The organism is Pseudomonas sp. 1152_12 (assembly GCF_052850675.1).
This window is the reverse complement of record NZ_VXCW01000057.1, coordinates 1-645: the sequence shown is the minus strand read 5'-3', so window position 1 is coordinate 645 and position 645 is coordinate 1. Positions and strand designations below refer to the sequence as shown.

Below are 645 nucleotides of genomic sequence, written 5' to 3'. Positions count from 1 at the left end.
GGCAGGAACACCGACTTTGACGGTCACGCCTTGGACTTTGACGTTTTCAGAAAGCAGCGCTGCTCGCAAAGCATCACGTAACGCTGGGTCCGAATCGGCAATTGAGCTATTACCCAACCACCCTCTCAACCTCGTCGCCGGATCTCCGTGCGGCGTACCGGCCTTATTCACGCCATTACCGAAGACTTCGCATCCATCACCACCACGGTAATCGTATCGCCATTGATCGCCACCGCGCAGCCTTCACAGCCGTGGTTGCTACCGTTCTGCAATGGCTTGAAATTGAGGCCGGTTTTTCCGTTGAGGGTTTGAAGGGCCAGTTGCTCGCCCAACACCCCCATCATTTACAAGCGAACCGGTTTTCCAATTGGGAAGGTGCGACAGCGGGATACTTTCAAATGTCTGCCCAAACAGGTCTTCAACCCGGCTGAACTTAGGTGGGCTGATTGCATCAGGAATAACCTGCCCTGGTCCTTTTGCACCTATTCAACTCTTCAATGCTGGCAAAGACAGCACTTCATCGTACTGTGGCCAGTCTTCCCTTGCGCGCTTGAGCACGCCTTGCATCAACTCGTCCAACTCAGGCACTGGCTGCTCGGGCGGCAATTGGTCAAAGGGCGCGGCCATCAGCGGATGATCAATCTG

Annotated in this window: 1 protein-coding gene; it reads right to left on the bottom strand. The window is 54.9% G+C overall.

What is annotated here, in order from left to right; all coding sequences use genetic code 11:
* Nucleotides 1-167: 167 nt before the first annotated feature.
* A complete protein-coding gene (locus FW764_RS28090) occupies nucleotides 168-344 on the bottom strand; it encodes a hypothetical protein (RefSeq protein ID WP_446436723.1) in 177 nt (58 codons plus the stop codon).
* Nucleotides 345-645: the final 301 nt, after the last annotated feature.